The organism is Moorena sp. SIO3H5 (genome assembly GCF_010692395.1).
Lineage (GTDB): Bacteria > Cyanobacteriota > Cyanobacteriia > Cyanobacteriales > Coleofasciculaceae > Moorena.
Window position 1 is genome coordinate 1 of record NZ_JAAHHS010000492.1, and the last position, 5161, is coordinate 5161.

Below are 5161 nucleotides of genomic sequence, written 5' to 3' on the forward strand. Positions count from 1 at the left end.
TTAAAGGACCACCAGCTAAGGCAGCGTTTAAGGATGGTGAACCTACTAAAGCAGCACTTGGGTTTGCCCGTAAACAGGGGGTAGAGGTAGATAATCTATTCCTCAGAGATACGGAGAAAGGAGAATTTGTCTTTGTTCAGAAACAGATATCCGGTCGCCCCGCTACGGAAATTTTAACGGAACTGATTCCCCAATGGATATTTGGATTGGAAGGTAGACGATTCATGCGCTGGGCGAATGGAGATTTAAAATTTCCCCGTCCCATTCGCTGGCTAGTAACACTTTTAGATGATGTAGTGCTACCGGTAGAGTTAGATAATAATGCCGAGACTGTAAAAAGCGATCGCATTTCCAGTGGTCATCGGATCTTGTCTCCCAAACCGGTAGAGATTCCCCAAGCTACAGATTATCAGTCCTATTTGCGCAATGCTTATGTAGAGGTCAACTCTGAAACACGTCGGGAGACAATCAAATCACAAGTAGAATCAGCAGCTAAAGAGTTAGGTGGTTATACTCCTCTATACCCTGAGTTATGGGAAGAAGTCACTAATTTAGTGGAATGGCCGACAGCAGTAGTGGGTAAATTTTCCTCAGAATTCTTGAATTTACCACAAGAAGTGGTCACCACAGAGATGGTGTCTCATCAGCGCTACTTCCCAGTATTCAAAACCGAATCAGCTACTGAACTTATCCCCTATTTTATTACTATTGGTAACGGTGACCCTGCTAAATCCGAAATTATTGCTACTGGCAACGAACGGGTAATCCGAGCAAGGCTAGCCGATGGACAGTTTTTCTACAAAACTGATATCGATTCACCCTTAGAAAGCTATTTACCCCAACTGGAAAAAGTCACTTTTCAGGAAGATTTAGGTTCAGTACGCCAAAAGGTCGGTAGAATAGAAAAGATAGCGAGTCAAATTACTGACCAGTTACGTCAACACTCTCCTAATCTAATCTCAGCAGAGGGGATTACTCAGATTCAAAGAGCGGCCTTACTGTGTAAAGCAGACTTGGTTACCCAAATGGTCTATGAATTTCCTGAATTACAAGGGGTAATGGGACAAAAGTATGCCGTTGCTAGTGGGGAATCTGAGCAAGTCGCAACAGCAATTTTTGAGCATTATTTACCGAAAGGTGCAGGGGATTCTTTACCTAAAAACCTTACTGGGCAAGTAGTAGCATTAGCAGACAGGCTAGATACTTTAGTCAGTATCTTTGGTTTAGGTATGTTACCCACAGGCTCTTCTGACCCCTTTGCTCTACGTCGTGCGGCTAATGGGATTATCAACATTACCTGGGATGCCAACTTACCGATTAATCTCCAACAGTTGCTACAAGATATTGCTGCAGATTTTGTAGCTGCTTATCCAGACAAGAATTCACCAATAGAGTCATTACAGGAATTTTTCTTACAACGGATTCGCACTCTGCTCCAAGAAGAAAACAAAATTGACTATGATTTAGTGAATGCTGTGTTAGTAGAAGATGATACCGAGTATCAAAACAGGGCATTAATTGATGTGTTAGATGTACGCGATCGCGCTTTATTTCTTCAGTCTATCCGAGATAATGGTACCCTGGATAAAATCTATGAAACTGTCAACCGTTCAGCTCGTTTAGCTAAAAAAGGAGATTTAGATACCAAACAGTTACAACCAACAACAGTAGTGACTCCGGAATACTTCCAGAAATCTTGTGAGCAAGCATTTTATGATGCCCTCGTGGAATTAGTGCCGAAAATTAAAGCTTCTCAGGAAGAGCGAGATTATCAAAAATTAGTGGAAGCACTAGAAGAGATTGCTCCTACGGTTAGCACTTTCTTTGATGGTGACCAGAGTGTATTGGTGATGGATCCTGACCCCAATATTCGCAGTAATCGCTTGAATTTGTTGGGATTGTTGCGGAATCATGCTCGTGTGCTTGCAGATTTTGGAGCGATTGTCAAGAGTTAGGATTTCGATTGATAAGTATATGCGCTACGCGAACAGCATATGCGCTAAGCGCACGCGTGCGCGTTCAGCATATGCGCTACGCGCACGCGTGCGCGTTCAGCTATCAGCTATCAGCTATCAGCTATCAGTAATGAATAATTAGTAATCAGTAATCAGTAATGAGCTGAAGGCTGACCGCTGACCGCTGACCGCTGACCGCTGACCACTGACCACTGACCACTGACCGCTGACCGCTGATAGCTTTAGAGGATTTATAGTAAACGCTCTATCTGCGGTTTTGTGAAAATTGTGCTCAAATTGAAACTGACCCACGATTGAGCTAGCCTCTGAATTGCCATGGAAATTCTAGAAACCGTAACCTTTGATGATGCGATCGCATTCACCGAATCGATAATGACCAAAATGGCAACAGGGGAACTAAAATCGCCAGAAATTACCGATGCGATCGCATCCTTAGTTAAAACCAAAAATGGTGCAAGAGGCTTCTTTGTCACCTACCTTACCAGTGACAGCACCTTAGCCGACAATCCTTCACCAGAGGTGATCACAGCCCTAGAGTCATCCCCGGAAATCGTAGCGGAACTGTTAGTCAAAAATTTAGCTATGTCAGCGGCAATGGCATTGAACCACCGTCGCAATGGTAAAGAAGACATGGCTCAAGGATCAGACCGAGTGCGATCGCGTAGTGCTAATCTCATTAAACAACTAAATATGCCAAGCCTGTTTGACATTGCCCAACAGTTAAGGCAAAGCGCCCTTACCGGAGTTGGCCACTACCAAGAATTTCTCCAGCGCTGGAGATACGATTCTGATCAAAAACAGGTCATCCATGAAGCTCTATCTGAAATTCTTGATGAATAACCCATACATTTTTAGCAACCTTTGAGCAACATGGCTTATCCTATTGCCTTTTGGCTATTGCCTCTTGCCTTTCCCTGACAGAGTATGTTCATCTATCACATCGAAATTATATATCATGGCCAATGATAAAAATTCTTCACCTATCTGATATCCACATGGGTAGCGGCTTCTCCCATGGACGAATCAACCCTGCTACTGGAATCAACACACGTTTAGAAGATTTTGTCAATACCCTAGCTAAATGTATTGACCGAGCCATTACCGAACCTGTGGATTTAGTTCTTTTTGGCGGTGATGCCTTTCCCGATGCCACACCACCACCCTATGTTCAAGAAGCCTTTGCCAATCAATTTCGCCGCTTAGTAGATGCAAACATTCCTACAGTTTTATTAGTAGGAAATCACGACCAACACTCCCAAGGACAGGGAGGTGCTAGCTTATGTATTTATCGTACCTTAGGTGTGCCTGGATTTGTAGTAGGGGATAGCATCGAAACTCATAAGATTCAAACCGACAATGGTCTAGTACAGGTGATTACTCTACCGTGGCTAACCAACTCCACTCTTCTTAGTCGCCCAGACACCGAAGGTTTAACCCTAGCCGAGGTTAACCAACTCCTGATCTCACGGCTTGAGCCAATCTTAGAAGCAGAAATTCGTAAACTTGACCCAAACCTGCCAACGGTCTTGTTAGGTCATTTAATGGCAGACCAAGCTAGATTTGGTGCAGAGCGCTTCCTAGCCGTTGGTAAAGGTTTTACTATTCCGCTCTCGCTGCTGACTCGACCCTGCTTTGATTATGTAGCTTTAGGACACATCCACCAACACCAGAATCTCAACAACTCCAATGACCCGCCAGTCATTTACCCTGGCAGCATTGAACGGGTCGATTTCAGTGAAGAGAAGGAAGACAAAGGTTATGTCATGATTGAGGTGTCCAAAGGTCATGTTCAGTGGGAATTTTGTCCCTTGTCAGTACGACCTTTCCGTACCATTGAGGTTAATCTTGCTGAAGCAGATGATCCCCAAAGTACTTTACTAAACGCTATTGGTAACGAAACTATTAAAGACGCTATAGTCCGGCTGATTTACAAGCTACGTTCTGAGCAGCTCGACCTAATTGACAATACTGCCATACATGAATCCTTGAGGCCAGCCCACCACTATACCATTCGTCCAGAATTAGTCAGCCAGCTAGCTCGTCCCCGCTTGCCGGAACTGGGTATAGGTAACAGTATTGATCCCATGGATGCCTTATCTACATATCTAGAGAATCGGCAAGACCTCAGAGATATTGCTGCAGATATGCTAGAAGCGGCAGAATGCCTATTAGAGAAAAATCGGTAACTGGTAATTAGCTATTCGCAGGAAAACTGCCACCGATGAAGTGAACATCACTGAAGGTTTCAATCCACAGACGAGCGCCACAATCGAGTGGGTGATCTGGCTGATAGACAATCCGACAAGGACCGAGGATTTCTACTTGGTTGCCGTATAGATTGTTGCCGCTTCGTTTTACTGAAATCACTGGCTTCCGGTCTTTGGGACTTTTGTGCATATTCGAGCCAATGTGATTGCGGTTGACATTGATCTTAGCTAGAGCCGGAGGACGATTTTTACGCCACTTACCCTTTGGGCCACGTCTGCCTCTGGTAATTTGAGGCAGATTATTAAACAGGGGAATAATCCAGAATTTACCGCTTTTATAAGCACCTCTGACCCGGCCAGAGCTTAGGAGTTGTCGCAATCGTCTAGAGGAAATTCCTAACAGAGATGCCGCTTCAGTAGTACTAACACACTTGTTCATCAGTTAATTATTTTTAACTATTCCGATAAAACTATAATAATATAAAATTTGTGGAATGCCAAATCATGGGGTTCTATTAATTAATGCATCAGCCCTCAGCACTCAGAAGATTCCCTTAATAACATTGAGTGTAATTAGGGCTATCATTAGACAAATCAGGTCAGTTGGAATAATTGGTTGGGACTTTTGGAATAGCTAAAAATGGCAATCAGTGCTACTGTAGGATGCCATACTGTTGCGCTAGTTATCCTACATGGTTGAATCAATACCTAAGCAAAACTACCGTGAAGATCCAGGGTCAGCCATCGTAGGCTTCACAGGTCAACAGTTTCAGCAACAGCTGCTTGACAAAACCTGAGTAGACATCTGTTCTAACTCCTGATTAACCTGATGGTTTGTGCAGCATAACTGGTAACGCTCCTAACACCTGATGCAATGACAGCACTGCCCATTCCCCACCAACCCTCAAGTTCAACCAATAGCACCAGCATAGGAGCTGGTGCTAAGAAAAACCCTGTGTCCACCCTCAAAGAACTGAA

At 43.9% G+C, this 5161-nt stretch carries 5 protein-coding genes; 3 read left to right on the forward strand and 2 right to left on the reverse strand.

Annotated features, from left to right (window positions below):
• A partial coding sequence (glyS, locus tag F6K52_RS32005) for a glycine--tRNA ligase subunit beta (protein ID WP_293088420.1) occupies positions 1–1955 on the forward strand: 1955 nt, incomplete at its 5' end.
• Positions 1956–2093: 138 nt separating this feature from the next.
• Here the strand turns inward: glyS and F6K52_RS32010 are convergent.
• Entirely contained in the window at positions 2094–2267 is a 174-nt protein-coding gene (locus F6K52_RS32010; RefSeq protein ID WP_293088423.1) for a hypothetical protein, read from the reverse strand.
• 24 nt (positions 2268–2291) lie between these two features.
• On the opposite strand from F6K52_RS32010, the gene F6K52_RS32015 reads away from it, so the two are divergent.
• Together F6K52_RS32015 and sbcD are read left to right on the forward strand one after the other, a co-directional pair.
• Complete coding sequence (locus F6K52_RS32015; protein ID WP_293088425.1) at positions 2292–2816, forward strand: hypothetical protein; 525 nt, start codon at positions 2292–2294, stop codon at positions 2814–2816.
• A gap of 122 nt (positions 2817–2938) precedes the next feature.
• On the forward strand, positions 2939–4162 hold the full coding sequence (gene sbcD / locus F6K52_RS32020) for an exonuclease subunit SbcD (RefSeq protein WP_293088427.1): 1224 nt from the start codon (positions 2939–2941) through the stop codon (positions 4160–4162).
• A gap of 7 nt (positions 4163–4169) precedes the next feature.
• Here the strand turns inward: sbcD and F6K52_RS32025 are convergent, their stop codons facing one another.
• Positions 4170–4622, reverse strand: a complete 453-nt coding sequence (locus F6K52_RS32025; protein WP_293088429.1) for a helix-turn-helix domain-containing protein — start codon at positions 4620–4622, stop codon at positions 4170–4172.
• Between the last annotated feature and the right edge of the window lie 539 nt (positions 4623–5161).